This is a genomic window from Fibrobacter sp. UWR2 (assembly GCF_002210285.1).
In the GTDB taxonomy this organism is placed as follows: Bacteria; Fibrobacterota; Fibrobacteria; order Fibrobacterales; family Fibrobacteraceae; genus Fibrobacter.
The window spans coordinates 41,049-68,018 of the sequence record NZ_MWQE01000009.1; the positions used below are offsets into that span (position 1 = coordinate 41,049).

At 53.6% G+C, this 26,970-nt stretch carries 27 protein-coding genes and 1 tRNA gene; 20 read left to right on the top strand and 8 right to left on the bottom strand.

Annotated features, from left to right (window positions below; translation table 11 throughout):
- The first annotated feature begins 52 nt into the window (after window positions 1-52).
- Complete coding sequence (locus tag B7994_RS11395; RefSeq protein ID WP_144063862.1) at window positions 53-892, top strand: hypothetical protein; 840 nt, start codon at window positions 53-55, stop codon at window positions 890-892.
- 78 nt (window positions 893-970) lie between these two features.
- Window positions 971-2,218, top strand: coding sequence for an HD-GYP domain-containing protein (locus B7994_RS11400; protein ID WP_088638594.1), 1,248 nt, complete (start codon window positions 971-973; stop codon window positions 2,216-2,218).
- A gap of 87 nt (window positions 2,219-2,305) precedes the next feature.
- Here the strand turns inward: B7994_RS11400 and B7994_RS11405 are convergent, their stop codons facing one another.
- Complete coding sequence (locus tag B7994_RS11405) at window positions 2,306-3,205, bottom strand: patatin-like phospholipase family protein (RefSeq protein WP_088638595.1); 900 nt, start codon at window positions 3,203-3,205, stop codon at window positions 2,306-2,308.
- Window positions 3,206-3,390: 185 nt separating this feature from the next.
- On the bottom strand, window positions 3,391-4,905 hold the full coding sequence (locus B7994_RS11410) for a FecR domain-containing protein (protein ID WP_088638596.1): 1,515 nt from the start codon (window positions 4,903-4,905) through the stop codon (window positions 3,391-3,393).
- Between the two features lie 222 nt (window positions 4,906-5,127).
- Here B7994_RS11410 and B7994_RS11415 point away from each other — a divergent pair, with 222 nt between their 5' ends.
- Window positions 5,128-5,781 (top strand): outer membrane beta-barrel protein, encoded by a 654-nt coding sequence (locus B7994_RS11415; protein ID WP_088638597.1) that lies wholly within the window; start codon window positions 5,128-5,130, stop codon window positions 5,779-5,781.
- A gap of 436 nt (window positions 5,782-6,217) precedes the next feature.
- Here B7994_RS11415 and B7994_RS11420 read toward each other — a convergent pair whose 3' ends face one another.
- Genes B7994_RS11420 through B7994_RS11430 form a run of 3 tightly spaced genes read right to left on the bottom strand, consistent with a single transcriptional unit; the run spans window position 6,218 to window position 7,740 of the window.
- Entirely contained in the window at window positions 6,218-6,616 is a 399-nt protein-coding gene (locus tag B7994_RS11420; protein WP_088638598.1) for a pyridoxamine 5'-phosphate oxidase family protein, read from the bottom strand.
- 55 nt (window positions 6,617-6,671) lie between these two features.
- Window positions 6,672-7,220: a hypothetical protein gene (locus B7994_RS11425; protein ID WP_088638599.1), complete on the bottom strand. Its 549-nt coding sequence runs from the start codon at window positions 7,218-7,220 to the stop codon at window positions 6,672-6,674.
- Window positions 7,221-7,230: 10 nt separating this feature from the next.
- On the bottom strand, window positions 7,231-7,740 hold the full coding sequence (locus B7994_RS11430) for an O-acetyl-ADP-ribose deacetylase (RefSeq protein ID WP_088638600.1): 510 nt from the start codon (window positions 7,738-7,740) through the stop codon (window positions 7,231-7,233).
- Between the two features lie 110 nt (window positions 7,741-7,850).
- On the opposite strand from B7994_RS11430, the gene B7994_RS11435 reads away from it, so the two are divergent.
- From B7994_RS11435 to B7994_RS11485, 11 genes are all read left to right on the top strand, one after another.
- Window positions 7,851-8,171: a hypothetical protein gene (locus B7994_RS11435; RefSeq protein WP_088638601.1), complete on the top strand. Its 321-nt coding sequence runs from the start codon at window positions 7,851-7,853 to the stop codon at window positions 8,169-8,171.
- Between the two features lie 178 nt (window positions 8,172-8,349).
- Window positions 8,350-9,168, top strand: a complete 819-nt coding sequence (locus B7994_RS11440) for a hypothetical protein (protein ID WP_088638602.1) — start codon at window positions 8,350-8,352, stop codon at window positions 9,166-9,168.
- 288 nt (window positions 9,169-9,456) lie between these two features.
- Entirely contained in the window at window positions 9,457-10,122 is a 666-nt protein-coding gene (locus B7994_RS11445) for a 16S rRNA (guanine(527)-N(7))-methyltransferase RsmG (RefSeq protein ID WP_088638603.1), read from the top strand.
- Window positions 10,119-10,901 (top strand): ParA family protein, encoded by a 783-nt coding sequence (locus B7994_RS11450; protein ID WP_088638604.1) that lies wholly within the window; start codon window positions 10,119-10,121, stop codon window positions 10,899-10,901. Before B7994_RS11445 ends, B7994_RS11450 begins: the two co-directional genes overlap by 4 nt.
- A gap of 6 nt (window positions 10,902-10,907) precedes the next feature.
- A complete protein-coding gene (locus tag B7994_RS11455) occupies window positions 10,908-11,885 on the top strand; it encodes a ParB/RepB/Spo0J family partition protein (protein ID WP_088638605.1) in 978 nt (325 codons plus the stop codon).
- Between the two features lie 11 nt (window positions 11,886-11,896).
- On the top strand, window positions 11,897-12,691 hold the full coding sequence (locus tag B7994_RS11460; RefSeq protein WP_088638606.1) for a M23 family metallopeptidase: 795 nt from the start codon (window positions 11,897-11,899) through the stop codon (window positions 12,689-12,691).
- A 27-nt stretch (window positions 12,692-12,718) separates the two neighbouring features.
- Window positions 12,719-13,102: a polymer-forming cytoskeletal protein gene (locus B7994_RS11465; protein WP_088638607.1), complete on the top strand. Its 384-nt coding sequence runs from the start codon at window positions 12,719-12,721 to the stop codon at window positions 13,100-13,102.
- A 365-nt stretch (window positions 13,103-13,467) separates the two neighbouring features.
- A complete protein-coding gene (locus B7994_RS11470) occupies window positions 13,468-14,190 on the top strand; it encodes a metallophosphoesterase (protein ID WP_233143188.1) in 723 nt (240 codons plus the stop codon).
- 58 nt (window positions 14,191-14,248) lie between these two features.
- Window positions 14,249-14,320: transfer RNA gene (locus tag B7994_RS11475), tRNA-Met, on the top strand.
- 18 nt (window positions 14,321-14,338) lie between these two features.
- A complete protein-coding gene (locus tag B7994_RS11480) occupies window positions 14,339-14,764 on the top strand; it encodes a hypothetical protein (RefSeq protein WP_088638609.1) in 426 nt (141 codons plus the stop codon).
- On the top strand, window positions 14,765-16,537 hold the full coding sequence (locus B7994_RS11485; protein ID WP_088638610.1) for an NERD domain-containing protein: 1,773 nt from the start codon (window positions 14,765-14,767) through the stop codon (window positions 16,535-16,537).
- Here B7994_RS11485 and B7994_RS11490 read toward each other — a convergent pair whose 3' ends face one another.
- From B7994_RS11490 to B7994_RS11500, 3 genes are all read right to left on the bottom strand, one after another.
- On the bottom strand, window positions 16,538-18,316 hold the full coding sequence (locus B7994_RS11490) for a hypothetical protein (RefSeq protein WP_088638611.1): 1,779 nt from the start codon (window positions 18,314-18,316) through the stop codon (window positions 16,538-16,540).
- A gap of 9 nt (window positions 18,317-18,325) precedes the next feature.
- Window positions 18,326-18,664, bottom strand: coding sequence for a hypothetical protein (locus tag B7994_RS11495; protein ID WP_144063863.1), 339 nt, complete (start codon window positions 18,662-18,664; stop codon window positions 18,326-18,328).
- A 70-nt stretch (window positions 18,665-18,734) separates the two neighbouring features.
- The gene (locus tag B7994_RS11500; protein ID WP_088638613.1) at window positions 18,735-19,436 is read right to left on the bottom strand and encodes a hypothetical protein; all 702 of its coding nucleotides are present in this window, start codon (window positions 19,434-19,436) and stop codon (window positions 18,735-18,737) included.
- 251 nt (window positions 19,437-19,687) lie between these two features.
- Here B7994_RS11500 and B7994_RS11505 point away from each other — a divergent pair, with 251 nt between their 5' ends.
- From B7994_RS11505 to B7994_RS11530, 6 genes are all read left to right on the top strand, one after another.
- Window positions 19,688-20,530: a hypothetical protein gene (locus tag B7994_RS11505; protein ID WP_088638614.1), complete on the top strand. Its 843-nt coding sequence runs from the start codon at window positions 19,688-19,690 to the stop codon at window positions 20,528-20,530.
- A 233-nt stretch (window positions 20,531-20,763) separates the two neighbouring features.
- The gene (locus B7994_RS13960; protein WP_144063864.1) at window positions 20,764-20,970 is read left to right on the top strand and encodes a hypothetical protein; all 207 of its coding nucleotides are present in this window, start codon (window positions 20,764-20,766) and stop codon (window positions 20,968-20,970) included.
- Window positions 20,971-21,127: 157 nt separating this feature from the next.
- Window positions 21,128-24,064, top strand: a complete 2,937-nt coding sequence (gene secA / locus B7994_RS11515; RefSeq protein ID WP_088638616.1) for a preprotein translocase subunit SecA — start codon at window positions 21,128-21,130, stop codon at window positions 24,062-24,064.
- A gap of 32 nt (window positions 24,065-24,096) precedes the next feature.
- Complete coding sequence (gene tmk, locus B7994_RS11520; RefSeq protein ID WP_088638617.1) at window positions 24,097-24,726, top strand: dTMP kinase; 630 nt, start codon at window positions 24,097-24,099, stop codon at window positions 24,724-24,726.
- Window positions 24,726-25,928: a metallophosphoesterase gene (locus B7994_RS11525; RefSeq protein WP_233143189.1), complete on the top strand. Its 1,203-nt coding sequence runs from the start codon at window positions 24,726-24,728 to the stop codon at window positions 25,926-25,928. Before tmk ends, B7994_RS11525 begins: the two co-directional genes overlap by 1 nt.
- Window positions 25,929-26,070: 142 nt before the next feature.
- Window positions 26,071-26,898 (top strand): hypothetical protein, encoded by an 828-nt coding sequence (locus B7994_RS11530; RefSeq protein ID WP_088638618.1) that lies wholly within the window; start codon window positions 26,071-26,073, stop codon window positions 26,896-26,898.
- The last annotated feature ends 72 nt before the right edge of the window (window positions 26,899-26,970 follow it).

Consider the following 26,970-nt stretch of genomic DNA (forward strand, 5'->3'; position numbering starts at 1 on the left):
ACGGAACATTCTATACGGAATTTCCCGTTTATGTGTATGCCAGAGGTTGTTGATGAAATGGACTTCGATTTCTAAGTCGAGACAGATTCTATGGGCCATGGGGCTCATTCTTGTCGGTATTCTCATCAATATCATCCCTTCGAAAATAGTCCTCTTTTTTGATATCCCTATTTTCGCGGATTCCATCGGAACCATTCTCGCCGCCATGCTGGGCGGTACGCTCCCCGCCGTAATTGTCGGGTTCTTCTCCAATGCGTTCAACGGCATTTCCGACCTCACCACCCTCTATTACGGTATCATCAGCATCCTCATAGGCGTCGCCGCTACGCAGTTCCAACAAAGGGGCTACTTCCGTAGCGCACTCAAGGCGTGCATCACCGTAATCGCGTTCGCCGCCCTGGGCGGCATCCTCGGTTCCATCCTCACCTACTTCCTGTACGGCTACGATTTCGGCGAGGGCATCTCGGCGCCATTCTCCATCGCCATCCACAACAACCTCGGATTCAGCAAGTTCTTCGCTCAGCTCACGGCCGACTTCGTCATCGACATCATCGACAAGTCCATCGTCGTCGCCATCGCGATTATCGCGCACAGGAAGATTCCTCTCAAGCTTAAACACCTCTACAGCCACGTATTCCTGTTCGACCCGAACCTGGCCGAACACATGCGCCAGATCGGCAGCTACCACATCAAGCGCTCGTTGCTCCGCAAGGTCGTCTTCATCGTCATCATCGCCGAGATCCTCCTGGGCGCGCTCGCGAGCATTACAGGGTTCGTCCTCTACAGGCAGGTTTCCATAGGCAAGTTCGTGGATATCGCACACGGCCTTACCGAAGCCGCCTCGGTAGCGATAGACGCAGACCGCGTAGACGAGTTCATTGCGGAAGGCTAAAAGGCTCCGGGCTATACCGAAATAGAATCGAAACTGTACAAGATAAGGAACGGGTTCCCGCAGGCGCTCTACCTGTACGTGTACAAGATTCTCGAAGACGGCTGCCACGTGGTATTCGACCTCGATGCGACCGACGGCGAGGAGGGTGGCGAGCCGGGTGCAGTCATCCCCTTCGACCCGACATTCGTGCCCTACCTGCCTAAACTGCTCAACGGCGAATCCATCGAGCCGATTATCTCCGACGACCAGTACGGCTGGCTACTCACCGTATACAAGCCGCTCAAGAATTCCGCGGGCAAGACGGTCGCCTATGTCGCCGCCGACATCTCCATGGGCGAAATCCTCATCGACCAGGCGAAGTTCTTCATCAAGCTCCTCTCGATGTTCTTCGGGCTTTCAATTATCATCATGAGTATCGTGCTCGAACTCGTGCACCGCGGAATCGTGAACCCCGTAAACCGCATGGCATCGGGCGCCATACACTTCGCCTACAACTTGGAACAGAGCCGCGTGAGCAGCGTCCAGGAACTCGATTCCCTCAACATTACCACGGACGACGAAATCGAATACCTGTACAAGGCGCTCATCAAGACCTGCAAGGACTCGGTGGAATTCATCGAAAGACTCGAGAAGGCAGCCGAGCGCATCACCCGCATGCAGGACGAAATTATTATCAACTTCGCAGAAATGGTCGAAGCGCGCGATACCAGTACGGGTAACCACATTAAGAAAACTGCATTCTACGTGGAGGCCATCGCGAAGGAGCTGCAGCGCGAAGGCAAGTTCAGCGAAATTCTCGACGACGCGTACATCGCAAAGCTCAAGCGTTCCGCGCCTCTCCACGACATCGGCAAGATCGCCGTGTCCGACCTCATTCTGAATAAGCCGGGCAAGCTTACCGACGAAGAATTCGCCATCATGAAGAGCCATACCACCGAAGGCTGGCATATTCTCGAAAAGATCGAAGAAAACGCAAGCGATTCCATGGATGACGATTACCTCAAGGAAGCTACCGAGATGGCGCACTACCACCACGAAAAGTGGGACGGCACAGGGTACCCCACCGGAATCAAGGGCAACGGAATCCCGCTGTCGGCGCGCATCATGGCGGTGGCCGACGTGTTCGACGCGCTCGTGGCCGAACGCATCTACAAGAAGCCCTTCACCTACGAGAAGGCGATGGCCATCATCACCGAGGGCGCAGGCAAGCACTTCGACCCTGTGGTAGTCGAGGCCTTCAGCCACATCTCCGAGGAACTCTACGCCCAGCGCACCGTGCTCGACGATATAGTTACGCACAAGCACGATGATGCCGCAAAGGGCTAGACCGCAACGCCCTGCGGTTATCGCCGAATCAAATTAAAACACCGACCGCTCCTGCGGCCGGTGAATTTTTTCAATCGGAAGTGTCGACTACATCGTGGACTTCACGAACTTGAGGACATCCTTCTTGACCCTCTTGTATTCGTCTTCCCAGATCTTGGCAACCTTGTCGACGAGAGTAAGGTCATCCATCGCATACTTCTTGTCCACCTTCGGCGCGACACGGTAAACATTGTCTTCACCGATGTTCGCGCAGGCTTCGAAGTAGTTCGAGTTGCCCGTACGTGCAATCCAGTCATCCATGATGTATTCGAGCCAGCCCAGAGCGTTCTTTTTCGCGGGGGCCTTGTTCGGGGTAATCATGCCGGTATTGAACGTGAGGATCTTGATACCGTCGGCAAAGAGGTCGCGGTACTTCTTCTTGCTTGCGCAGAGATTCTTGAGGCCGGACTGCAGCACCATGATGGGGTCGTTCGCCCACATGCCGCCATCGCAGAAGACCTTGCCATCAAGAGTCAGCGTGTCGAAATAGGTCGGCGCGGAGCAACTCGAAAGGATGGCGTAGGCGCGGTCCATCCAGGTGTCGGTGCGGTCCCACACCTTCTCTACGCTTTCACCGTTCATGTAGGTGGTCGGGATGTAGATGGGCTTGTTGAACTTGTCCATCTTGCCCGGGAAGTTCTCGTACAGGAGCTTCTTGAGGCCGGAATTGTCGTAGCGGTAGTAGTTCGAACGGGCAATCGGCGGAAGCGTACCGGATTTCTTCTTGAAAATCTTCTCGAGATTCGCCTTGTACAGGTCAAAGAGCGTCTGGGCCGTCATGCCCTCACAAAGTCCACTCGCAATAATCGAGCCGGTAGAAGTGCCCGCGAATGCTTCGCTCACATCGGCGAGGTTTGCACCCAGATCCTTTTCGAGCAGGCTCATGAACTTGAGGGGACCAATACCGAGGGCGCCGCCGCCACAAACGGAAATGACGAGTTTCTTCACTAGTGTTGCCTCCTTTTATTTTATCGGGAACTTTCCCTTGTTTGCAACTCCGTATAAAATAAATACTACGGATAAACGAGGCAATTAGTTTTTTGTAAACAAATACAAACTAAAATGTAATATACACCAAACAAAAAAGCAGGGAGCGGTCGGCTTCCTGCTTAAAGTTCTTGGCAACCTAGGGGCTAGCGGAACTCGTAGACCTTCGTCGCGAGCACGACCTCGCCGCTACGCATGTTGACCTTGATCTTGACCGTGGTCATCTTGCCGCGCGGAATCTGGACCGTCGCACTGTAGCCGATACCCGTTTCCGAAGGCACGTACTTCGTCTCGAACTTCTGGCCGGCGACGACAACGTCTACGGACCGGATCTGGGACGGGTCGTTGTTGAGGACCTTCTCAACATCGAATATAAGTTCCGGGTACATCGACGCACCCTGCGAAACCTTCTTCTTGATAACTTCCTTGGCGCCACCGCGCACGCTCACGTGTACGCCCGTCTTGGGGTAGCACTGCAGTTCGCGCTCGATGACTCCATTGAATTCCGGGCTGTTCTCGGGCACAAACTTGTACTTGTGAGTTCCCGGGACAAGCTTGAGGACCGCCGCCGGATTATCCCTCTCGAGCATGAGTTCCTTCACGAGGCTATCGCGCACATAGATCGAGAGCTTGCCCTCGTTGTCGGTATAGCCGCTAGTGGTGTACAGCGCCTCGCACTTGTTTATGTCGGACTTCATGATCTTCACGGTGCGGTCAAGCCTGTAGTTGAACGCGATGCTGCCGCATTCGAACGTCGTATGTTCCACGGAGCAAAGCGCATCGAACTTCTTTGCGCCAAGCGCGCCACGGCTCCACCTGGGCACGAAGCGCATACGCTTGCCGTCGGAGGTGTGGCGTTCGGAACCGATGGCCACCTGCATGCCGTCGGTACAGGTCGCGAAGATCTCTATGCTGTCGGCGCCCACCACTTCCGGCACACGCTCGAACTTGCATTCGAACTTGGACTTCATTTCCTGATTACGCTTCTCGATCTTTGCATCGAGTTCCCTGGCCTGCGACTGGATTTCGGCATCGGACTTGTTGGGATCGTCAATTGCAGCCGCAATCTTCTTCGCGAAGTCTGGGTCGCCGGCGTTCTTGGCCTCGACAACTACGGGCGGTTTGCCCTTACGGAAGGCAACATACTGCTTCGCCTTCACCGAGACCTGCTGGCCATTCTCTTCCATCACCATCTCGCCCGAGTTCAAGGCACCGAACGACTGTCCGCCTTCCGTCATGCCCACCGTACCGTCCGTACCGCGAATCGATGCGGTCATGGTCCCGGTCCTGAACTTGAACTGGCTCTTCTTGCCGGTCTGCTTCTGCGCGTTGAACCGGAGGAGGCCCTTCTTGATGTTGATTTCGGAAATCTGCGAATCCTTGATGAACATGACCTGCGTGAACTCGACAAGCGCGTTCTCCTCGATGGAGATCGTGCTGCCTTCGGGCATCGAGATGAGCACACCGGATTCAAGGTCCGTCTGGATAAGGTCCTTTTCCTGGACCTTCGCGCCTACACGCAGGCTGGCCCAGTCTCCCTGGCCCTTTTTCTTGAACGACACGTCGCCAAGAACGGAACGCACCTTGGCGCTCTGCGGCGCCGCCATGGACAGGGTGACAGCCAGGAGCACCCACACAGCTAGACTTTTATTTAGCGTCATTTAATACCTCTATAACTACGCGCGCTTGGCGCGACACACACGTAATAAAATCACATCAATAAAATATAATCTGAAAAAGCAAAAAAAACACGGGGGAGATTACTCCAACAGGGCATAATGTGATAATGCCCAACATTTTTTTCTAAAAAAAAATCCCGTCATGGCTTGTATTACATTATTAATTTGCTATAATTCCATCCATTCATACAAGGAGGAAATCCAATGATACGCAAGCTCTTACTTATCACCGCCATCTCTCTGGGCATGGCATTCGCACAGAACCCCTACGAAAGCACCGAAGCTTCGCAGTCCACCAGCGCTCCGGCACCGGTAGCACCGGCCGACGATCCGGCATGGAACATCAGCATCCACCCGGTGAGCCTCGTCGTGATGACGGCCCTCGGCCTCAAGACCCTGTTCGTGACCGTCGAACGCTCCGTCACGCCGCACACGTCTGTCATTATCCGCCCGGAAGTCATGTACGTGAGCAGCGACTACTACGATATCGACGAAGATGACGCCAGCTTCGACATGCTCGCCCTGGGAATCATCGGCGGCTTCCGCTACTACGTGAACCCCGGCCACAAGGGTCTCTACGTCGAAGCCGAACTCCAGTACGCCCACGTCGGTCTCGACTACGACGATGACGATGTCGAGGCAAGCGCAAGCGCCAACGCCTTTGGCCCCTATGTCCTGGTCGGTTGGAAGTTCCGCACTGGTCGCGCAACGTTCTCCATCGACCTCGGTGTCGGCTACAACATCATGTCTGCAAGCGCCGAAGGCAAGAACAAGGACAACGCCGAAGAAGATGCCGAAAATCTCGTTTCCAATGGTTTCGGCACCGACATCAACCTGACCTTCGGTCTCGCTTTCTAGTCTAGTCGCGAAACAGAACTAACGGTTTTAAAAGGATCCGCTGCAAAAGCGGGTCTTTTTTTACGAATTTAGCGCCATTCAGTTGTTAGTATAATTGTTACTAGGATGTTATTAAAGTGTTGATTGAATAATTAGCCGATACATCCTGTTATCACCACAGTTCACCCGTTATCCACAGATGGGATAAATTGTTTCACGTGAAACATTTCTTTAAAGGGCACTTTGTGAAAAAGTCGGGGAATTTGTTCAGAGATTATTCACATCGCTTTCGCAGGAAATTATACGCCCGACCATTTTGTTAATAGAATGTTTACAAAAATATCAACACGGACACGGGTTTCCCGCAATGAAAAAAGCCCCGACGGCATTCCGTCGAGGCAATTTTTTCATCAATGAGATTCCGGGTCAAGCCCAAAATTTCACGTGAAACAATCGACTAGAACTTCACGGTGCGGGGAGCCGCCGTAAAGCTGTAGAACGTAGCGGTCGCTTCCTTGAAGTAGAGCGTCTCGGTGTTGTCGTCGTCGGGGGAGTACATCGACTTGAGTTCCGGGTAGTGCTCGAGCATGTCGACCTTCGGTTCGCGGCGGTCGTCGCGGACCAGGGTACCGGCGACGCGGACCCACTCGTTACCCGCGGCGTTCATCGCGCAGATTTCGACCTTGCCGTTCTTCTGGATCTGCTTGGAGCAGTCCTTCGACTTGCCGGTCTGGATATAGAGTTTGCCCTCGAAAATGTTGGCGGTTCCGAACGGGCGGACGCGCGGCTGGTCGCCGTCGGCCGTCGCGAGGAAATACGCACCACATGCCTTGAGAAATTTTACGACTTCTTCCATAAGATGTTCCTTTTTTTTGAAAAAATTCAATACTTGTCTGCTAAAATATAGATTATTATACCCACATACTAATGCCTACCGGCAAGTTAAACAATATATGGAAATAAGGACTCTTCGTCCGTACCAGATAGCCCACCCTGACATTGAACATGTCGATGATTGTCCCGATACAGAGCGAAAAGCCGTAATCAAAGCCAGTCTCGTTAATGTAGCCCAGTTCTGGACCTAGGGAAAACTTGAACGAGATGCCCCTTTCGTAGAAATATAGGATATTTGGCTGCAGCAAGAAGTTAAACCCGTCCGCATAAAAAGCATGCGTCCCAATAGTCCACAACCAAATGTGACTTGGTATAAAACTGGAATCATCACCTTTAACGTATATATAATTCCAATCACCAAAAACCCAATCTGCTCCAAAAGCGAAACCTGTGCCGCCTCCCAGGTACATATTCCAAGGAACCAATTCCCGAAAGAAAGTTTTTCCAGAGTTCTGCTGCACCCTAGCGGAATCCTGCGCTACATTGGGGTCCTGTTCCTCGTTGGCAAATGAGATGCCCGCCATCACGAGCACTATAAAAAAAGACAAAAAAAAGCGCGATTTCATGTCAATAAATTCAGAATGACGCCTTCGCTACCTCTTCGCGGTAGATTGCCGCCATATCGGCGGAGAAGCAGCAAAAGATGACTTTCTTGACGGTTTTTGCCGGGAATTCGCGGACGGTATTTACCGCAATCTCGGTCGCCTCGTGCCAGGGGTAACCGTAGACGCCGGTCGAAATAGCGGGGAAGGCGACCGTCTCGCAGCCGTTCTGTTCAGCCAGATCGAGGCAGCTTTTGTAGCAGGATTCCAGCAGTTCGGGTTCGCCGTGCAGGCCATCCCGGTAGATGGGACCCGGAGTATGGATGACGAACTTTGCCGGCAACTTGAACCCGGGGGTAATCCTGGCCTCGCCGGTCTTGCACCCGCCGAACGGAATGCACGCCTGCAATAGCTCCGGGCCCGCCGCCCGGTGGATGGCGCCGTCCACGCCACCGCCACCCAGCAGCGAACAGTTCGCCGCATTCACGATGGCATCCACTGCAAGCTTGGTGATGTCGCCCTGGATAATCTCGATTTCTACCATTTAGGCCTCCGGCATAAATATACTATTTATACCACATGATAAGCAGCACCATTATGAAAATGACCGCGAAATTATATATATTATCTACGGGAGAATAATTTGGGGTTATCATGAGATTTTACGGTATTGCAATTCTTTTACTGGCGAGCGCGTCACTGTCGTTCGCCCAGCTACTGCCACAGAAACAGACCGGGGACTTGCCTAAAATCGACCGCGCCCTGATATTCAAGGTGGACTATAACGACAAGGCCGAGGCTTCGGATTCGAACTCCGGGAAAATCAATCCCTCCATAAAAGAGCAAGAAAAAGGAAATTACCTGAAAAATTCACTCATTTGGACGGGGCTCTGCGTCACGGGAGCAGCCCTCTCGGCAGCATTCGGTGGACACGGCCCCATCTGGTGCGACCCAAATTCACCAGCAAGGTTCTAGAAATATATTTGCGGACTAATGTTGAAAGTTTTGAATTATATAAATGTTTCACGTGGAACGTTTGCAAACCGAGGAAGCGGCGACAAACTTGTTTGTCGACATTTCCGAGGTGCAGCATGTAGGCTCCGAAGGAAACCGGGTAGAGATAACAGTCTAACTTTTTTCTATATTTACCGACATGAGAAGGACACTATTTATACTGACATTCCTGGCGTTAAACGCATTCGCATCCGATTGCATCCAAACCATATTCGACCTCTATATCGGAAAAGAGTACGGTATATACGACAAGAGCTACGAGGGCTATGTTCCCGACAGTATCTATTATGAGGAAAAAGGCGCCGACATTGGCCTCCTCGACCAGATTCGGATCACTAAATACTACAGGACCGGGCGCCATCTGGACAGCACCATGGAGTATTTTATAAAACCGGACACGACTATACAGGAACTGACTGTCTATAACGATACCACGATAATCGAGAAAGACGGGAACATGAAGTACATTTCCATCTACAAGGACGGGTACCTGTTTAAAAAGAGGGATGTCTTTCTGAACGAAAAAGAAAATAAATTTCAATTTAGCGAGATGACCTACTCCAGCGATAATGGCAGCGTGGTCAGCGATCATGGGTCATGCGGTATCCTTCGCGACACCCTCTACAGCAAGAGTAGCTGCGTTTATGCTTTTAGCATCTTAGTCCATGACCCTGAGGACGAAGGCAGGTGCATCGATCCGTATCAGCCGGATTCAACATACCCTTTCATGTCGAAATACGAATACGAGATACGGGGAGACACACTTATCCAGACATGGACAAGCATGGTATTTCCGGCAATCGAAAAGTCATTCTATGTTTATGTCGGCGCGGAGGAGGAACCCGTCCGCATTGCACCCAAGAAAATATACCCGCTCGCGGACTGGCGAAAGTTCAAACAGTTCGACCTCCTCGGTCGCCCCGCGAAGGGGAAGTACACCGTAAAACTTTCAAGGTAAGTTCACACTATTTCAACATTTATCAAAAAGTTATTCACGGATATTTTTAAAAAATGAAAGGACGCCAACCTCGGCGCCCTCTTTTTTTTGTGAGATATACTAAATTGTGTGGGAACGCGAAACCAACATGTTGAACATGTTGGGCCTCTGGCTTCGCCATAGGCCAACACCCTGCGGTTCCCAAATAAAAATGTGCAAGCACATTTTTGCTTGGTCACCTTGGCTGTGTTTCACGTGAAACACCAACATAAAAGATCCCCGCCTGCGCGGGGATGACGTTAGGAAAAATTGAGCTACAGAACAAACATAGAGCAGCAGAATCTCCTGAACCAGTTCCTGAAGGAACATGGCGTGCAGCTGTCCGGAGAGACGCTGGGCAAGCTCTATGACTTTGCCGACCTGGTGGTAGAAACCAAGCAATTCGGCAACCTGATTTCGGCAAAGGATTCCGAGAAGTTCCTGAGCCGGCACATCGCCGACTCGCTCGTTCCCTATATATATATAGTGAAGGAAATGAAGATCCCCGCCTCCGCGGGGATGACAGCTGGAAAAAAATGGGCCGACATGGGTGCCGGCGCAGGGTGCCCGGTCTTCCCGCTCGCCATCGCGATGCCCGAGGTGCAGTTCTATGCGGTGGAGCCCCGCCACATGCGCGTGGAGTTCATGAACTACGCGAAAGAAAAGCTCGGGCTCAAGAACCTGACCGTGGTGGGCAAGCGCTTCGAGACTTCGGGCCTTGCCGACCTGGACTTCATCAGCTGCCGCGCCCTCTCGACTTTCGAAAACGACTGGGAACGTGCACAGCCCGCCCTCAAGAAGGGCGGACTATTCCTCACATTAAAAAGTTTCAATAGCATTTCACACCTGGAAAACGACCCGGCAGTCAACATCTGGAAATACAAACTGCCGAACGAAGAACAGGATTACGCCTTAGTCACTCGAGGTAATAAATGAGTAAAGTGATAGCAGTATGCAACCAGAAGGGCGGCGTGGGCAAGACCACGACGGCCGTGAACTTGGCTGCAAGTTTTGCCGCTCTCGAAAAAAAGACACTCCTTATCGACATGGACCCGCAGGGTAACGCCTCGCAGGGTCTGGGATTCATGGAATCGCAAGAAACCGATATCCATGAAATTCTCGACATGGCCGATAATCCGGACAACATGACGTTCGAAAACCTGAAGCCGGCCATAGCCGATACGACCCTCGACTACCTGAAGGTCATCACCTCCGGCCCGGACCTCGCCGTCATGGAAATCGAACTGGTGAACGCGATGAGCCGCGAACACCGCCTCGAACGCATCATCAAGGTGCTGAAGGACGAATTCGAGTTCATCATCATCGACGCGCCCCCGAGCCTGAACCTTTTGACACTGAACGTGCTCACGGCGGCGACGAGCGTGCTCATCCCGGTGCAGTGCGAATACTACGCCCTGCAGGGTATGACCGAACTCTTCAAGACTATCCGCGAAGTGCAGAAGAACCTGAACGCGAACCTCAAGATCGAAGGTGCGCTCCTCACCATGTTCGCGAACAACAACCTCTCGAAACAGGTGGCCGAAGAAGTCCGCGAAAACCTGGCCGACACGGTTTTCCAGACGGTCATCCCGAGGAACGTCCGCCTGAGCGAAGCGCCCTCCCACGGCAAGCCGGTCATTTTGTACGACGTGCAGAGCTCCGGTTCGCAATCCTACATGAAACTCGCCGAAGAAATCCTGAACAAGGACAGGTAATATAATATGGGTAAAAAAGCATTAGGACGCGGTCTTTCCGACATTCTCAGATTCCACAACGTGGCGGCGCCTGTCAGTGCGCCCGAATCGGTCAGCAATCCTGCCGCCAGCGAACCCGAAGTCGACAGCAGCGAGAAGATTGTTGAAATCGCTATCGACCTCATCGACAGGAACCCCTACCAGCCGCGCACGGTTTTCAACGAAGAAGAACTCACCGAACTTGCGAACTCCATCAAGCAGCAGGGGCTTATTCAGCCCATCGTGCTCCGCAAGGTGGGCGACCGCTACCAGATTATCAGCGGTGAACGCCGTACCCGCGCAAGCAAGCTCGCCGGTTTTTCGACCATCAAGGCACAGGTCTACGAAAACCTCGACGACAAGGTGATGAGCGAATGGGCCCTCATCGAGAACATCCAGCGCGTGGACCTGAACCCGGTCGAAATCGCCAGGTCGTACCAGAAACTTATCGACAATTATAATTACACGCACGAAGACCTCGCGAAGGCTGTGGGCAAATCCCGTTCGGCAATCACGAATGCGCTTCGCCTGCTCAAGCTCCCCGAAATAGTGCTCACTTGGATAGAAGAGGGCAAGATTGCCGGCGGTGCCGCACGCGCCCTCTGCAGCGACAAGATTGCCAACCCGGAAGCGCTGGCCCGCCGCATTATCGAAGAAGGCCTGAACGTCCGCCAGATCGAGGCGATTTCCCGCGGTGAAGATATCAACAAGCCGAAGGAAGAAACTACAGAACCGGTAGAAAATGTGGATACGCAGCCTGCAGGCGAGAAGCCCGAGGCCCCCGCGAAGCCCAAGCCGGAACTCAGCGCCGACATGAAGAATTTCGAGTCCAGGCTCGAGACGTTCTTCGGTACCAAGGTCCAGCTGAACCCGAGCGCCGCCGGCAAGCCCGAAGGCACGATCGTCATCAAGTACTACAGTATGGACGACCTGACCCGAATCCAGGAAATCATGGAAAACCGCTAAGGGAGTGAACCGTGAAGAAGTACTATACAGTACAGATTATCCCGGAGGATTCTCACGAGATCAAGAAGTTCAGGATATCCACAAAGTGGTTCACCTTCCTGAAGATTTTTCTCGCATTGTTTATAGTTGTACTCGGTGTTTTTGCCTTCCACCTGGCAAAAATCAACGTTATTGTCGCAAAATATGAGAAAATCCGCGTCATGAACGCGCAGCTCATCAAGAAGGACAAGAACTACGAGGAAATGTTCATGCGTCTCGATTCCCTGTGGGTAATGGAAGAACGCATCCAGAACATCTTCGAGACTTTCATCGAGAACGACTCCAACAAGATCAATTCCATCATTGACCGCAACAGGTTCGCTCACACTCCCTCCGAGAAGAACAACATCGACTTTGACGCTCACGGCTGGAAGACCCTCGAGGAAAAGCTCCGCGTGGAACACATTCCCGACCTGATCCCCGTAGTCGGTATCGTGAGCAAGAAGTTCTCGGAAGACGCCTCGCACCTCGGTACGGATTTCTCGGCCCAGCCCGGGAACCCGGTTTTTGCTACCGGAAGCGGTACTGTCGAATCGGCAGGGAAGATGGAGGAACTGGGCAACACCATCGTCATCAACCATGGGAACGGGTACGTGACCACGTATTCACACCTGATGAATATCAAGACGAAAAAGGGGAGCCCGGTCCACAAGGGTGATATCATCGGATCCGTGGGGAATACGGGCAATACGAACGGTCCCCATCTACACTATACAATTACAAAGGACGGAGTCCCCCAGGACCCAGAAAGTTTTATAAATTACTAGACATAGTTTTTCAATCAGGAGCATAGCATGGCTACAAAAGAACAGGAAATTACCCAGATCGGCAGCACCGTCAGCATCAAGGGCGATATCAGCGGCAAGAGTGACGTCCGTGTCGCCGGAACAGTGAACGGCAGCATCAACATCGAAGGCGAGCTCATTATCGAGCGCAGCGGCTTTATCGAGGGCGAAATCAAGTCCACCAATACCGTAGTCGCCGGTAGCGTCAAGGGTAACATCGACTGCAGCGAAAAGCTCATCCTCGAGAACACTTCCAAGTTCGTCGGCAACATCAAGACCAAGCACCTTATTATCCAGGAAGGCGCAATTTTCCAGGGTAACTGCCAGATGGGTGTACCTGCACAGTCTGCAGCACAGGTCCAGCCTGCTCCCCAGGTCAAGAAGGAGGCCTAATTCACTCCTATATCATAATTATCTTTCTATTTATATATAGGAAAATGATTATGGTGCAGTGAATAGTGGATATAATTTGTGGGTTTTATACACAAGTCCATGAGAGTCAAAAACATACAAGTTCAATAACCTTGTGGACAAATGTTGAAAACTTACGAATGAATCCACGACCTTCAACGTGGACAGATGTTGAAAGATAGTTTTCAATGACTGTGAACAATAAAAGCACAGAAAGGCATTGAAAAAATACGGTTTTCTCGTCAGGAATATGAGCAATATCACACTCGTCTAGGTAAAATTGTTTTTTTCTTGATTAGAGCAAATCCATATTTTATATATTAAATGAACTATTGCAAGGTGTTAAGTTGTTGAAGATAGGACAGATATCGGATATCCATATTGGCGAAGATGAAAGTCTTGTGCAGGATATCGACGTGCGCAAAAACTTTTTGGATGCACTGAATTCTGATTCCATGCAGGAACTAGACCTGCTTGTCCTGTCTGGTGACCTTGCAAACGAGGATGCCGAACCGGGAGCGTACAAGTTTATCGCCGACCAGATCAAGTCGGTGAGCTGCCCTGTGTGCATCATTCCCGGAAATCACGACAATATTGACGTGATGGCGCAGTATTTCGACCTTCCCGTAAAGAACGGCAAGTGCTACTACCGCTTTGACCTCCAGGGCAGGTCTATCTTTTTCCTGGACAGTGCATGCGGTGAAGTTTCGCGGGACCAGCTCGACTGGCTAGAGACCGAGATTCCGAAGGTGAAGAACGAGGTCCTGCTGTTCATGCACCATCCGCCCTGCTTCTGTGACCACAAGTTCATGGACCTTCACTACCACCTGAAGAACATGCTGGAAGTTCAGGAAGTACTTGCGAAGTACAAGAACCTGAAGCATGTTTTCTGTGGGCATTACCACTGCGAATTCGAAGAAAGCTTCGGAGACATCACCGTGCATGTCGCTCCGGCAACGCAGATGCAGATTGCTCCCGACAGGCCGTACTTCAAGCTCAAGAGCGACAAGCCCGGCTGGCAGGTGATAAAGTGGGGCGAGAATTCTGTGGAAACTAAAGTCCATTATTAGTTTTTTTTGAGGAAATACCTTGAAAATGCTCGATTACTATGCTATATTTGCCACACATGGCGGTTTAGCTCAGTGGTAGAGCACTGGAATCATAATCCATTGGTCCGGGGTTCAAATCCCTGAACCGCTATTAAAAAAAGAGGCGCATATGTCGAAACGAATTCTTGCAATTTCAATTCTGGCTATCGCCTCTTTTTTTGTTGCCTGTAACGACGATGCCGACGTGAAGCCCAATATGGATCAGGTTCAGTCCGCATTGCCGAAGAGTGTCCCGATTGTCAGCGTGGATGCTTTCGTAGCCCCGGCAGAACCGGTTATCACGCAGGACCAGGCGCACAAGTACGTGAAGGCGAGCGCCGCCCTCGTGGAACTCGGCGTGAGCTGGTCCAAGAAGATCGAAGAAGCCAAGGAAGGCGAGAAGGTCCAGATTCTGGATGCGTACAACGTTGCACGCGACCAGCTCTGCGCACGTATCGGACTTGCCGGTATCGCGGAATACAACTGGATTACCGAAGTCGCACTCCCGAACCCGAGAAACATTCCTTTCTTCGAGGCTGCCGGCCTCAAGAAATAGATGCCTATCCGCATCAATATCAAGCCCGATTCAAAGTCCACTGCAGAGTGGGCTATTTTTCGTATTGCACAGACGCTTGGCCCCGCATGGGATGTGTGGATGAACCGCCATCTCGTATTTACCAGTCGCACGGGCGGTGCGATAAACCACGAGGTGGACTGTATTCTATACCACCGCGACTACGGCATGCTTATAGTGGAATGCAAGGGCGCAAGGATATGGACAAAGTATAACGAGGAGACGCGCGAGACGGAATGGTATAGCGGAAAGAACCGCCTGAACCGTTCTCCGGGCGAGCAGGTGAGTGCCCTCATCGCGCCGCTGCACGAATACATGAAGGAAATCCTCGAGCCCGCGAGAGAAGGGCGCATGCGCAAGGTACGCGTGCAGTGGGCGGTATGCTTCAGCGACATGGACAGCATGGAAGGGATCCCCTCGTCGGAAATCCCGAGGAAGCGCGCATTGCTCAGGCCCGATGTCATCAACGCGAAACGTTTCGAGAAGCGGCTTATCGAGATTCTCGAGACGCCTGTGCAGGCGAACGGAAACATGCCGTTCATGAACGAGTACCTCGACGAGGATTCGCTGTTCAGGCTCAGGAACTTTTTGGACGGGCAAGGCGAAAAGCCCGATGCCGGCGAAATCATCAAGTCATCTTACGAGAACTGCTTCCAGGAAGCGACCGAGATGCAGCAGATGATGATGGAATCTATTTCGCGCAACCCGCGCATGCGTATAGAGGGCGTGGCCGGTTCCGGAAAGTCGCACATGGTAGTGTGGGATGCTCTACGGCTTTCGCGCATAGGCAAGAACGTGGCCATCGCCTGCTACAACGATTTGCTTGCGACCGAACTCAAGCAGGATGTAGACAAGGTAATAAGCAATGACCGTATTGGTGTCGAGAAAAAATACGCACAGGATGGTGGCGTGAGCTACGGGCGCGTAGACGTGTACGCGTATTCCGAATGGTGCGAGAAGTACGTGCGCGCTGCGAAGCTGAAGGTTGACAAGAGTGGCGACAGGTCGCAGTACTACGACAGGGAACTCCCGCAGGCGTTCGTGAAGGCGCAGAAGATTCTGGCGAAAGACAAGAAGAAGCGCGAGAAGTTCTTTTACGATGCGGTGATTATCGACGAGGGTCAGGATTTCGCAAGCGAGTGGGTGGACGGATTTATCGGGCTTTTGCACAACGAGGAGCACGGTATAGTGAGGTTCTTTTACGACCCGGCGCAGCGCCTGTATGCAAGCCGCAACGGTATCGACAACGCACAGGTAGATGCGATGCCAGTGATGGTATTGAACCGCGGGTTCCGTAGCACGAAGCGCATTCTAGAATGGGTGCGCAAGAATACCGGATTCAGATTGCAGGCTTTCGACAACATCGTGCTCGGCGAAGCTGTGAAGGAAATCCAGTATCGCGATGGCAGTGAACAAGTGCAGATGCTCAGCGCCCGCATAGATGAACTGATGGAAAAGAAGAAGCTCTCGGTATCGGATATTTTAGTGGTATCGATGAAGAGCGACAGGAATTCCGCCCTCAGGAACTTAACCGACGAACGGCTGGTGTGGAACACCAGCGGTGACAAGTCGCTGGTCAAGGACAAGATAAACATCGTGAGCGTTTACCGCATCAAGGGGCTCGACGCTACTGCAGTGATGCTGACCGACCTCGAGGAGCCCGCCGAAGCGAGCAAGCACGAGGACTGGATCCGCTGTATGCTTGTCGGCGCCACCCGCGCGAAAGCATTGCTAACAGTTTTCAGAAAGAAGTAGTTACCACGCGAAGTCGGCGACGATACGCCAGTAGTCGTCTTCGACATACTTGTGCGCATGCCCGATGGTCGCTACACCGAAGTTCATCTGGTATTCCACCGAGAAGTGGCGCGTAATCTGCACGCCGAACCCGAGCCACACGGAGAACGTGAGGTCTTTCGCCGCATTGAATCGGGTCTTCACGTCGTCGAACATGTCGAAATCGATTCCGGTCGCATCGCTTGCGAGCGACTTCATCATGGCATCTTCATCCATCTCGTCTTCCGGAGGAGTCTCTATCTTGTACACCTCGAATATGGGCTTGTGGAAGTTGAATGTCTGGCTGATGAACGGCTTCAGGATAGGAATGTAGGGAACGCCGAGCCTGAAGGAGATCGGGATGTCCGCGCCGATGTTGTGGTAGTATATGCCATATTTTTCGTCGGGTGTGAACTCGTAGTTGAATTTCTTGTAGTGGTAGAACGTACCGAGACCGATGCTGAAGGCACCGCCATCGTAGAAGTACCAGCGGAACAGGTAGCTGACGCCGGCTTCGTAACCGGTTTCTTCGTCGAGGTTCTTGATGCGGCCGTAGTCCTTCGCGTAGTAGCTGCGTTCACCGAAGTTGCCGTAGGTGATTTCAGTTACCTTATAGAATATGCGGTCCTTCTTCTTTTCCTTCTCGGAATCCTTTTCGGCAGTGTCTGCCGGTGCCTCGATTTGCGGGCATGCCTCTACGGCAGGCTCTGCCGCGGGTGCAACTGGTTCGGGAGCGGGTTCCGGTTTTGCCACTTCTGCGGGTGCTTGCGTCGGCGTAGGGGCTGCCGCGGCCGGCGCGGGTTCCGGCTTGTCTTCCTCGATGCGGATTTCGAGCAGGGCGAGTTCCTTGCTCGTATACGTTATGCTGTAGCGGCACTTGCCCTGCGTGTTGCAGCGCGCCTGTACGGAATCGGCGATGGCGCGGGCCATGTCTTCGCGTAGGAGCGCGGGCTTGATCTTTACGAGGCTATCGGCGATGGCGGTCTTCTCGGCAATCTCCTTGTCGAGCGCGATGAGTGCCGCCGTGTTCTCTTCGTGCGCCTTGCACTGGCATGTGGTTTCGGTTACGCGGCAGAACGCCTTGCGCAGTGAATCCGCCTTGGCGATGGAATCTTCGCGGGCTTTAGCAAGTGCGACTGTATCGACGGGAGCCTGGGCCGAATCGGCCGGTGATGTGGTCGGTGTGGTGGCCGGCGCCGCGGCCTGTGCAGCCCTGAGGGAATCGGCGGGTGTCATCGTGGCAGGTTCTTTCTTGAGCTTGCCCGCACAGTCATCGCAGCGCTCGGTGCATTCCATGGACATTGGCGCGATAGGCAAGAAGCTCCTGCGGCGCGTGAGCGAGTCGACGGTCGCATTTGCCGCCTTGATGGCGCTGGGCTGCATGCTGAGTGCACGCTGTTCGGCATCTCCGGACTTGGAGATGAGTTCGAACCTGGTAAGCGTGGTGCGCCCCTTCTCGATATTCTTGTAGAAGCCGTCCTGGAATGTCACGGTGCGCGCGCATACGGATTTGTCGCAGCCTGCGATAAGGTCGTCGATGAGCTTGCGCTTGCTTATCTCAATGCCCATGTTCTTGGATTTTGCGCTATCGATGACGAAGGGGCAGTTGCAGGTGGTCTCTATCTTGTTGCAGTTCTCGGCCCTTTCGGCATTGCGGCACGACATGCAGAGGTCGTAGCATATCGCATCGGCGAAGGAGAACGTGGACGCGAATGCGGTGATGATTGCGATTGCGGAGATGGACTTGAATATATTACGCATAGTCACCTCCTAGAAAAGAATGGCGAGGACAATGAAGGCAATTGTCCCGATGGAAGAAATCACGATGGGGAAGATCGGGATGTCGCTCTTCTTTTCGGGAGCGGCATGCTCGCATGCGGCCTGGTTCTGCGCTGCGGTTGCGGCCTGGCTGTTCGTAGGCTCCTCGGCCTTTTTGCTGGCTTCGGACTTTGCCGCGGGTTCCCCGCTGGCTGTGGGGGTCGCCTCGTCGATAAGGGTTGCCTTTTCTTTTGTGCCTGCATTCTGGGCGGGAGCCGCATTTGCGAATCCCGCGAATAAACCCACCGCTATTGTCAAAGCGAAAAGGTTGTGGAGAATTTTTAATTTCATGACATCCTCGCCGCGCTACAAGTAACGCTCATTGCAACTTAATATAATTTATACCTGTTTTAGCGCCGTGTCAATCATCTCCGCTCATTATTTTTTCGAAACGTTCGAAAAACGGCGTGTAGTACGGGACTTCGTCGAGGACTTCGAGTTCTCCCTTCTTGTTGTATCCGAGTACGAACCTGTCATTCACGACAAAGAGCGGTTCGACCATCTTGAAGGGAGTGAATTTGGAGATGATGTCCATTTCGTCGGTGCTGATGGCGCGGATCTTTATTTCGGCGGGTTCCTCGGCTGAATCGCCCGGGGTGCGGATCATGGATTTTACGATGCCCCATGCCTTGCGGGCGGACTTGGCGTCTCTCGGGATGGCGTAGCGGAAGGTGAACTTCTCCTTGCCGACCTTGACCTTGTACTTGTCCTTCTGCTTCTTGAATTTTTTCTGGAGTTCCTCGTCATCCTTGAAATTTTCCCAGGTACCCGGCATCAGGAACAGGTACTGCGCAATCTTCAGGTTGTCTTCTTCGGCTGCGAGGGCTTCCTTGAGCTCATTGAAGGCGGCAATGACGAGCGAGTCGCTTGCGCGTACGTACTGCACGTGGTCGGGGAGCGGCTGGTACTTGATTTCGTCGGGCCTGTTGTTATCGGCCTTGCCCGTGTATTCGCCACCGGGGATAAGCTTGTGGTTTGCCAGTTCGCGGGGAGAAGATGCGCAGCCGGCGAGGAGGGCCGTCGTCACGATGGCGAGCAGGGCGGTCAGGATAGTGTGTTTCATATGAGACTCCTTATGTAAAAGAAAATATACTATTGAGCGCCTAAACGCCCCTTCTTTACGTAACTTTTCGTTTACATTATGGCGATTTCACGGATTTTTCGCAAAAATTTGAGGGATAATTTTTACAGAATCCGCCGGTTCCATGTTCCTGGTGTCGGTATGCGTGTCTATTATAAATTGCTTACGAGTTTGTATGTGGTGAATTACTTTGTTACCTTTGTGTCTCACATCTTTTTTAGGAGAAAATACATATGAAGCGTATAGCTCTTCTCTTTTCTTGTGCCGCGCTCCTTTGTTCTTGCGCCGGCATCAACGTCAAACAGCCCGATATCGGAAACGTCAAGAAGGTCGCCATCCTGAGCGTTACCGGTACCGAAGATTTCGAGGATATCGAAGTCGCAGAAGGCAAGAAGGAAACCCTTCTTTCTGTCGTCGGCAACATCATCAAGGACAACGTCGAGATGATCAACGAGCCGCAGGTGAATATCGTCACCCACGGTGCAAATGCTCTTTTCCAGGCCCTCAACGGCATCGAAGGCTGGAGCGTGATTCCGTTTGAAGAAGTGAACAACAACGAAGAAGTCAAGGCTTACTTCGAAAACAAGGACACCTTCGGCAAGATTGAAGATTTCGCCAACAAGGTTGCTCCCCGTGACGGCAAGCGTCTCGTCCCTGCAAGGGGCATGTACGAACTCTCCTTTGACAAGGTTTCTCCGTCTGGCGCCCACTGGGTGAACGGCGAACGCGTTGAAGCCCCGGTGCTCCGCGCCCTCGGCAAGATGTGCCAGTCCCTGAACGTCGACGCCATCGCAGTTGCTGAATATGCCTTCTTCTACGAAACCGGCATGATGACGAACATTACGAGGAACGTGACCCCGATCGTGTTCGTGAACGTGGTGCTGGTCGACAAGAACGGCGAGAAGATTCTGTACACCGACCGCGGCTGGACCAAGGTCGAAGGCAAGGAAAATGCCAAGGTTAATGGTGACTATGTGAACCTCCGCGAAGACAAGTCCGTGAAGGCCTACAATGCCGCCATCGACCAGATCATGGATGAGTTCCGCAAGGAAGCCGCAGGCAAGCTCGCCAAGTAATCCGGTTCGAACAAACTCACAAAATTTTTTTTCATCTCCCAAAAAAGTGGGAAGCTCGCTCTGCGAGTTTCCCATTTTTGCATTTAGGAGCACTGTTTAATAAGTTTTTGTTCGTGAAAGTAGTCTTTTTTCTTACTCCCCATTTTTTTCTTGACTGCGCGTATGCCCTGTGCTTATATTTGGCTCGGTTTTGGATGTTTGTTGGTTTGTTACTAACGTTTTTGGGGGTTAGAATGAATCCGCTTAATGAATTCGATGTGACGCTGCTTGTCGTCAAGCTTTTGTGTGTCGCGAGCGTCGCAGCGATTGCGTTTGGCTTTGCGTGCTGGCGGCTTTCCCGCCGTAAGGACGGTGTTGTTCCTGCACGCCGCAGGAAGCCGTGGGATGCCGCTTTCGACAAGTGGCTGAATCACGGCCACCACGACCTGAGCCATTCCTGATAGGCATTCCTGCAAGGTTTTAAAACGCCTGTCATGGGCTTTTTTGCCACGTTTTTGCGTGCGTCGGGGCAACTTGCCACCCGATAATTTGCTAAATTCGCATGCGTTAAATTATCATTGTAGCCGGGCCCGCGCTCGGCTGTTATAAAGGAACGTTATGAGCATAGTCGATACTGTCCTCCACAAGGTCTTTGGCACACCCCACGAACGCAAGGTGAAGCAGCTTCGCCCGGTAATCGAGAAGATCCACGCTGCCCGCATGGCGCTTGAAGCCCTGGACGATGCGGCACTTGCCGCGAAGAGCGCGGAATTCCGCGAGAAGCTGAACAACGGCGGTACGCTCGAGGATATCAAGGTCGACGCCTTTGCCGTGTGCCAGGAAGCCTGTGACCGCCGTCTGGGTATCTTCAACATCTTCAAGCCGGAATTTGGCTTTGACTTTAGCCGCCTTGGCCCCGAACTGCAGGATGCGGTGAACGATGCGAAGGCGGAACTTGCCAGCGGGAAGAACGAATGGGAAGTCTACCTGCCCGCGGCTCTCTATGCTAAGGTGCGTGAACTCTACCCGGAATCGGTGAAGCCGTTCCGCATGATGCCCTTTGACGTGCAGATGATCGGCGGCCTCGTGCTCCACGAGGGCGCGATTGCCGAAATGGCGACTGGTGAAGGTAAGACGCTTGCGGCAGCCCTGCCGGTCTACCTGAACGGTCTTAGTGGCCACGGTGTGCACGTGGTGACGGTGAACGACTACCTCGCCGGCCGTGACGCGAAGCAGATGGGCCTCGTTTACAAGTTCCTCGGGCTCACGGTGGGCCTCATCGTGAACGGTCTTGATTCCGAACAGCGCCGCACGAGCTACAACAGCGACGTGACCTACGGTACCAACAACGAGTTCGGCTTCGACTACCTGCGCGACAACATGGCGGTCGACCCGTCCCAGTTGGTGCAGCGCGAGCTCAACTTCTGCATTGTGGACGAAGTGGACTCCATCCTTATCGACGAAGCCCGTACTCCGCTTATCATCAGCGGCCCTGCCGAAGACGCTACCGACAAGTACTCGAAGGCGAACGAGATTGCCCAGAAGCTCGTGAAGAACAGGGACTTCGGCGTGGACGAGAAGGACAAGTACATCATGCTCACCGAGAAGGGCGTGAACCATGTCGAGAGCCTCCTCCAGATTACGAACCTCTACGGCGAGCACGCCGACTGGGTGCACTACATTGACCAGGCCCTGCGCGCATGGCACCTCTACGAGAAGGACGTGGACTACATCGTGCGCGATGGCGAGATCGTGATTGTGGACGAGAACACGGGCCGCCTCATGGAAGGCCGCCGCTACTCTAACGGCATGCACCAGGCTATCGAGGCCAAGGAAAAGGTGCAGATCCGCCGCGAGAACCAGACGCTTGCGACCATCACGTTCCAGAACTACTTCCGCATGTACAAGAAGCTCAGCGGTATGACCGGTACGGCAGAAACGGAAGCGACGGAATTCATCAAGATTTACAACATGAACACCTGGGTCATCCCGACTAACAAGCCCTGCATCCGCCAGGATCTGCAGGACATGGTGTACAAGAGCGAAGACGCCAAGTGGCGCGCCATCGTGGCCGAGATCAAGGAACGCCACGGCAAGGGCCAGCCGCTCCTCGTGGGTACGGCATCTATCGAAAAGTCCGAACATCTGCACGGACTTTTGGAAAAGGAAGGCATTCCGCACGAAGTGTTGAACGCGAAGAACCACGGCCGCGAAGCCGAGATTATCCAGTACGCTGGCTACAAGGACAAGGTGACGATTGCTACCAACATGGCCGGTCGTGGTACCGACATTGCCCTTGGCCCCGGAGTCACGGACCTGGGAGGCCTGCACGTGCTCGGCACGGAACGCCATGAATCCCGCCGTATCGACAACCAGCTGCGCGGCCGTTCCGGCCGTCAGGGCGACCCGGGTTCCAGCCAGTACTTCCTCAGCCTCGACGATAACCTGATGCGTATCTTCGGTGGCGACAGCGTGAAGAACCTGATGAACCGCTTTGGCGTGGGCGAGGACGAGGTGATTACGCACCCGATCGTGAGCCGTTCTATCCGTGGTGCACAGCGCCGCGTGGAAGGCCAGAGCTTCGATATCCGTAAGCACTTGCTCGACTACGATAACGTGATGAACGAGCAGCGCAAGGTGATTTACGGGCTCCGCCGCCGCATCTTGAACGGTGAGGACATTAGCCAGGAAATCATGGACCGCATCGAAGACGCTTGCGATATCAAGGTTTCCAACTACATCGTGGCGAAGAGCTACCCCGAGGACTGGAACCTCGAAGGCCTGCATACCGACCTGCAGCGCACGCTCGGCATGGAGTACAACCTCACGCTCGAAGAGGCGATGAAGAAGACTCCGGAGCAGGTGCTCGACGAAATCATCGGCATGTGCAAGGCCCGCTACGACAAGCTCGGCAAGATTATCCCGGAAGCCGATTTCCACAACATCGAACGCCGCTTCTTGCTCATGACGATCGACCAGGTGTGGAAGGAACACCTCTACGCGATGGACCAGTTGAAGGACGCCATCCGCTTCCACGGCTACGCCCAGAAGGACCCGCTGATGGTCTACAAGAACGAGGGCTTCAAGCTGTTCGAGGGCTGCCTCGAGAAGATTGCGACGCTCACGATGCTCCGCATCTTGAACATCCGCATCACGCTCCCGAACGGCATGACCGTTTCGCCGGACCAGCTGCAGCTCAAGAGCCAGGAACAGATTGATGCCGAGAAGAAGGCTGCCCAGGAAGCGGGCAAGGATGACTCTGCGAATAGTGAACAGCTGAGTGCCGAGGGTGCACAGGCCGCAGGCCTTGCAGGAACTGCCGCGCATTCCCAGAGCAACGCCATCACGGAAGACCAGCAGGCACAGCAGCCGATGTCGCAGTCCGCTTTGCCGGGAACGCGCCCGACGGTGCGCCGTACCTACACGAATCCGGCTATCCTGGAAGCGGCACGCCGCCGTGCACAGGCTGCCGGCCCGAAGCTCGGTCGCAATGACCCGTGCTGGTGCGGTTCCGGACTCAAGTACAAGAAATGCCACGGCAAGGACGTTGAGTAATTAGCAGTCGCGCCGGAGTTTGGAAAGTAGATATGCAGACGGCGAAAAGATTCTTTTGTCTTGAAGGTATCGATGGGTCGGGAAAGTCGACCCACATCGAGAAGCTGGCTACTGCCCTCGAGGCGGAAGGCTATTCCGTGGTGAAACTCCGCGAACCGGGTGGGGCGAAAGTTTCTGAACGCATCCGCGAGATTCTGTTGGACCCTGCGTTCAAGGGAATCATGAGCGACAAGGCGGAACTTTTGCTGTACAATGCCGCCCGCGCGCAGGTGATACACGAAATCATCCAGCCGGCGCTTGATGCAGGCAAGATTGTGATTGCCGACCGCTTTGCATGGAGCACGTTTGCCTACCAGGGATACGCCCGCGGGCTTGGCGCCGGCATGGTGCAGCAGCTTACGGAACTTACCTGTGGCGACTGCATTCCGGAACTCACCGTAGTGCTCGACCTGACAGTGGAACGGAGCCGCGCGCGCACCGCGAAGCGGGGCGAGGCACCCGATCGACTCGAGCAGGAGAAGGCCGACTTTTTCGAACGGGTGCGCCAGGGGTACCTGGCCGCGGCCCGTGAATACCCCGATTGCGTTGCGGCGGTAGATGCAGACCGGCCTCAAGAGGAAGTTTCTGCCGACATCTATAGGCTGGTGAAGTCGAGGCTTTAGTGATTTTCATTTTCATCCTTATTTTCGGAGTGATCTTCCTGTTCGTGAATTTGCGGCAGGTGGCCCCCGGAAACAAGGGAAGCATTTTGGCGGGTGCACTCGTAGTGCTCCTGCCTGTCTGCTTTATATTCCGCGACATGTTCTGGGCATGCGTCGGTCAGGCGTTCCTTTCGGTATGGCTGTGCGAGGCGCTGCTCCTGTATATTTGCTGGTGGATTTTCAGGCTGTGCCGCCGCGTTGCCGTGCGCAGGCCCATGCCAAAGCGCATAACGGTTATTGCCGCCCGCGTACTGCTTGCCGTATCGTTTGCGGTTACGGGCGTGATGTGTGCTGTGGGGTATTTCCACAACGAACATTACATCTTGCGTGAGTCGACTGTCGAACTGCACGTGGAAGGCTCGCACGTTCCCAGTCCCGATTCTTCTGTTGCACTTGATTCCGCGCAGGTCTCGCGCGATTCTACTGCGGGCGTTGTTCGTCCCGATTCCTTTGCTGCGCCCCGCAATTTTACGGCGCTCTTTTTCAGCGACTTGCATTTGGACCCGCTCATAAGGCGCGAGAAGGTGGAGCGCATGTTGCACGAGGCCGACAGCCTCAAGCCCGACTTGATACTTTTCGGCGGCGATTTTGCCGATATTCACGATTCCGTACTGACCAACCAGGGCTATGATACTTTGTTCGCAAAGTTCGCGGCCGCTGCCAAGGTAGGGGCTTTCGCTATCGGCGGCAATCACGAAGTCTATACGGAAGGTGCCGGTGCCGATATCGCGGGCTTTTTGCGCCGCGGTAGCTGGGTGTATTTGGAAGATTCAACCGTGTGTACGGAGGTCGCCTGCATTACCGGGCGCATGGACTTGCAGAAGGAGCGGGCCCTGGATGTAGAACGCAAGCCGCTTGCACTTCTTGAACCGGGCAATAAACTCCCCTGGCTGCTCATGGACCACCAGCCGAAGGGCCTTTCCGGTCCGGAGGATGCCGGCTATTCGGGCCGCCTGCCGGATATCGCGCTATCGGGCCATACGCACAAGGGCCAGTTCTTCCCGGGCACTGTCATCATTAATTGGGTATGGCGCCTTGCCTACGGGTTTGGCATGCTGGATTCTGTCCGGTGGCTTGTCAGCAGCGGGGTCGACAGCTGGGGCCCTCCGGTGCGCATCGGGAGCGATACCGAAATGTGGCTCCTGCATTTTGTACTTGATTAGGGCCGATAACCCCTAAAATGCGCATTTTTGCGGCAGAATTCGTGCGAAAACGAAAATTTTCCTGAAAAAACTTGTCAATTCGCGTTTTTAATGCGATATTAATGTAAAGCGCTTGGGTGAAGCGCGTTTTAAAGGAGTATTTATGTCGACAATCGCAGAACGCAAGTCCCAGAATCTTCCACGCTTCAAGAAGCCCGGTTGTGACGATGTCTACAGCCTGTTCGATGCATTCGTCAAGACGGCCCTCATGGATGACCGTGCTATAGACTTTTCGCAGGAGCCTACCCGTAGCGAAGATGGCTCGTTTGTGTTTGTGACCCGCGAAGAAAAATTCTCGGATATTGTCAAGGCGAATAGGGACAACGTTGTTGCAAAGGATTCGACAATTGACCTGGAAACCGTAAAGTCGCTCGCCCTTGCTCACTACACGTGGCTCTGGTCGCTTGGCTTCAAGGGTAACGGTAGTGCTGGCCTCTGGGATGCGCCTGCCTCTCCGAGCAACAAGAGGAAGGATATTCCGCTGGTTGCCGCCATTATTGAGCAGTTCGTAACCTGGGCCAAGAAGCCGGTATTTGCAGATGTCGCCGAAGCGAAGGCGGCTTTCCTGAAGTTCGTGCTCAAGACGCGCCGTACCGAGGCTGCGGGTATCCGTCACGGGCTCATGCACCTCTGCGACCCGGACCTCTACATCAACTTCTACAACGTCGACGAGAAGGTCGCCGTCATCAAGCAGCACTCTAAGTTCATCGAGAACTTCCAGCAGCAGCCGGTCAAGTACCGCTATACCAGTTACTACGAAGAACCGCGCAAGCCCTATTACGCCGAGTTTAGCGACGAGCAGGTGGCGCATATCTTTGACGTGCTGTCCATGATCCCTGCCGATGCCGGACTCGAATACGGGGCGTTCATGGCGCAGTTCTTTACCCCGCAGCTTCCCAGGAAGAACTCGGAAAATCTCAAGAAGCGCTGAAAGCGTACATCGATTGTAAATATTCCTAAAAAATTGACATTGAAAGCGATGACGAAACTGACTATATTTGGG

Excerpts from the sequence above, each read along its gene's own strand:
- B7994_RS11395 (WP_144063862.1), top strand. The coding sequence starts at position 53 with ATGAAATGGACTTCGATTTCTAAGTCGAGACAGATTCTATGGGCCATG.
- B7994_RS11410 (WP_088638596.1), bottom strand. The coding sequence starts at position 4,905 with ATGACGCTAAATAAAAGTCTAGCTGTGTGGGTGCTCCTGGCTGTCACC.
- B7994_RS11415 (WP_088638597.1), top strand. The coding sequence starts at position 5,128 with ATGATACGCAAGCTCTTACTTATCACCGCCATCTCTCTGGGCATGGCA.
- B7994_RS11420 (WP_088638598.1), bottom strand. The coding sequence starts at position 6,616 with ATGGAAGAAGTCGTAAAATTTCTCAAGGCATGTGGTGCGTATTTCCTC.
- B7994_RS11425 (WP_088638599.1), bottom strand. The coding sequence starts at position 7,220 with ATGAAATCGCGCTTTTTTTTGTCTTTTTTTATAGTGCTCGTGATGGCG.
- B7994_RS11430 (WP_088638600.1), bottom strand. The coding sequence starts at position 7,740 with ATGGTAGAAATCGAGATTATCCAGGGCGACATCACCAAGCTTGCAGTG.
- B7994_RS11435 (WP_088638601.1), top strand. The coding sequence starts at position 7,851 with ATGAGATTTTACGGTATTGCAATTCTTTTACTGGCGAGCGCGTCACTG.
- B7994_RS11440 (WP_088638602.1), top strand. The coding sequence starts at position 8,350 with ATGAGAAGGACACTATTTATACTGACATTCCTGGCGTTAAACGCATTC.
- B7994_RS11450 (WP_088638604.1), top strand. The coding sequence starts at position 10,119 with ATGAGTAAAGTGATAGCAGTATGCAACCAGAAGGGCGGCGTGGGCAAG.
- B7994_RS11455 (WP_088638605.1), top strand. The coding sequence starts at position 10,908 with ATGGGTAAAAAAGCATTAGGACGCGGTCTTTCCGACATTCTCAGATTC.
- B7994_RS11465 (WP_088638607.1), top strand. The coding sequence starts at position 12,719 with ATGGCTACAAAAGAACAGGAAATTACCCAGATCGGCAGCACCGTCAGC.
- B7994_RS11480 (WP_088638609.1), top strand. The coding sequence starts at position 14,339 with ATGTCGAAACGAATTCTTGCAATTTCAATTCTGGCTATCGCCTCTTTT.
- B7994_RS11485 (WP_088638610.1), top strand. The coding sequence starts at position 14,765 with ATGCCTATCCGCATCAATATCAAGCCCGATTCAAAGTCCACTGCAGAG.
- B7994_RS11490 (WP_088638611.1), bottom strand. The coding sequence starts at position 18,316 with ATGCGTAATATATTCAAGTCCATCTCCGCAATCGCAATCATCACCGCA.
- B7994_RS11495 (WP_144063863.1), bottom strand. The coding sequence starts at position 18,664 with ATGAAATTAAAAATTCTCCACAACCTTTTCGCTTTGACAATAGCGGTG.
- B7994_RS11500 (WP_088638613.1), bottom strand. The coding sequence starts at position 19,436 with ATGAAACACACTATCCTGACCGCCCTGCTCGCCATCGTGACGACGGCC.
- B7994_RS11505 (WP_088638614.1), top strand. The coding sequence starts at position 19,688 with ATGAAGCGTATAGCTCTTCTCTTTTCTTGTGCCGCGCTCCTTTGTTCT.
- B7994_RS13960 (WP_144063864.1), top strand. The coding sequence starts at position 20,764 with ATGAATCCGCTTAATGAATTCGATGTGACGCTGCTTGTCGTCAAGCTT.
- secA (WP_088638616.1), top strand. The coding sequence starts at position 21,128 with ATGAGCATAGTCGATACTGTCCTCCACAAGGTCTTTGGCACACCCCAC.
- tmk (WP_088638617.1), top strand. The coding sequence starts at position 24,097 with ATGCAGACGGCGAAAAGATTCTTTTGTCTTGAAGGTATCGATGGGTCG.
- B7994_RS11530 (WP_088638618.1), top strand. The coding sequence starts at position 26,071 with ATGTCGACAATCGCAGAACGCAAGTCCCAGAATCTTCCACGCTTCAAG.